Source organism: Clavibacter lycopersici, assembly GCF_003576405.1.
Lineage (GTDB): Bacteria > Actinomycetota > Actinomycetes > Actinomycetales > Microbacteriaceae > Clavibacter > Clavibacter lycopersici.
In genome coordinates, this window is the sequence record NZ_QWGT01000330.1 from 1 (window position 1) to 2255 (window position 2255).

The window sequence follows — 2255 nt, forward strand, 5'->3', positions numbered from 1 at the left end:
GCCGCCGCCGGGATCCCGAGCCTCGCCGACCACGCGGGCGAGACCAACCGCCCGCACGTCACGCTGCTGGCGGCCGACGGCCTCGGCGGATCCGCGGACGCGGCCGTCCGCGCCGTCGCCGCTTCCGCTCCCCTGCCGACGCTCCGGCTCGGCGGTCTGGTCGTGTTCGGCGTGCCGCCGCGCGGCCTCGTGCTCGCGCGGCAGGTGGTGGTGGACGAGGAGCTGCTGGCGCTGCACGCGCGGATCCACGCGGTCGTCGACCAGGCGCCCGCCGACCCGGATCAGGATGCCGAGGCCGTCGAGGTCGTCCCGCACACGCGACCCGGGTCGTGGACCCCGCATGTCTCGCTCGCCCTGCGGCTCACGACGGAGCAGCTCGGCGCCGCCGTGACGGCGCTCGGCCGCATCGATCCGCTCGACGCCCCGGCCGCGGGACTCCGCCGCTGGGATCCCCGCGACCGCACCGTGACGGAGCTCGCATGACCCGCCCGGCCCCGATCCGCACGGCCACCGCACGCACCCGCGCCACTAGCCTGGATGGAGCACGCACTTGAGACGACGGAGGAGTCGCATGCCGCGGTCCGCGAGATTGCTGGGGGCCGCGCTCGCGCTCGGCCTGATCGGGGCCATGGTGCCGATGTCCGCGCAGGCCACGGAGCCGGTCGACTTCGGCGGGGCGACGATCCTCGACCAGGTCGACGCGGTGACGCCCGCGCAGGAGCAGGAGATCCAGCAGGCGATCGACCAGCTGCAGCAGCAGACCGGTGTCACGCTCCACGTCGCCTACGTCGACACCTTCACCGGGGCGTCGAGCCCGACGGAATGGGGCCGCGAGGCGAAGCAGGCCAACGGCTTCGGCAGCTCCGACGCGCTGCTCGCCGTCGCGGTCGACGGTCGCGAGTACGCGTTCCCCCCTGGCCAGGTCTCGGGCGACCAGGGATCCTTCGAGGAGACCGTGATCGTGCCCCAGCTCCAGGCCGACGACTGGTCCGGCGCCGCCGTGGCCGCCGCCCAGGGCATGGAGTCGGTCGCGCGCACCGGCAGCGTCGCCGACACCGGCACCACCCCCTCCGGTGGCAACGACTCCGGCATCGACTTCGGCCTCGTCCTCCTCTACGTGCTCGGCGCGATCCTCCTGGCCGCCGTCGTCACGACGCTCGTCGGTCGCCGCAAGAAGCAGAAGGCCGTCCAGGCGAAGCGCCAGGCCGCGCTCGCGGAGATGAAGACCGCCGAGCAGCGCGCGGGCAGCATGCTCGTCCAGCTCGACGACGCCCTCGAGACCAGCGAGCAGGAGGTCGGCTTCGCGGAGGCGGAGTTCGGATCCGGCGCGGTCGGGCCGTACCGCGAGGTGCTCGCGTCCGCGGGCGGCAAGGTCCGCGAGGCGTTCGCCCTCAAGCAGAAGCTCGACGACACCATCGAGGACACCGACGAGGAGCGCCGCACCTGGGCCGCCCGCATCGTCGAGCTGTGCGAGGAGGCCCGGGCCGAGCTCGACGCGCAGGCGGAGTCCTTCGAGGAGCTGCGCGCGCTCGAGGAGAACGCGCCCCAGACTCTCGCCGCCATCGTCACCGACGCGGAGACGCTGAAGTCGCGCATCGACCGCACGCAGGAGGCGGTCGATCTCCTCGGCCGCCGCTACGCCGGCCCGTCGATGACCACGGTCACGGGCAACGTCGACCAGGCCCGCTCGCTCCTCTCCTTCGCGACCGACACCGCGCAGGAGGCGGCCGAGGCGATCCGCGCGGGAGGCGCATCCACCGGCGAGATCGCGGTGAAGGTGCGCGCGGCGCAGCAGGCCGTCGGGCAGGCAGGCCAGCTCCTCGACGGAGTCGACCGCGTCTCGTCCGACCTCGAGCACGCGTCCACGCGCGTGCAGGAGGAGATCGCCGACGTCCGCAGCGACATCCAGGACGCCCGCGCCGCCCAGCGCGGCGGGCGCATGCCCGAGCTCACGCGCCTGGTCGAGGCGGCGGAGCAGGCCATCGCCGACGCGAAGCCGCTGCAGGGCCGGCTCGCGGATCCGCTCACGAGCGTGACCCTGCTGCAGGAGGCGGAGGCACGGCTCGACGAGGCGCTCGCGCCGCTGCGGGAGCAGCAGGAGCAGGTGCGGCGCGCGATCGGGTACCTGCCGCGCGCGCTGTCGACCGCCGAGAGCCAGGTGGCCACGGCGCGCGACTTCATCTCGACCCGTCGCGGCGGGGTCGGCGAGGAGGCGCGCACGCGCCTCGCCCACGCCCAGCGCGCCCTCGACGACG

The 2255-nt window shown here is 74.6% G+C and carries 2 protein-coding genes; both read left to right on the top strand.

Annotated elements, in window-relative coordinates; genetic code table 11:
• Nucleotides 1-483 (top strand): 2'-5' RNA ligase family protein (locus tag DZG00_RS14665; RefSeq protein WP_233550160.1); only part of this gene is annotated, 483 nt, incomplete at its 5' end.
• Between the two features lie 88 nt (nt 484-571).
• Nucleotides 572-2255: TPM domain-containing protein (locus DZG00_RS14670; protein WP_147360033.1), on the top strand; the 1684-nt coding region annotated here is incomplete at its 3' end.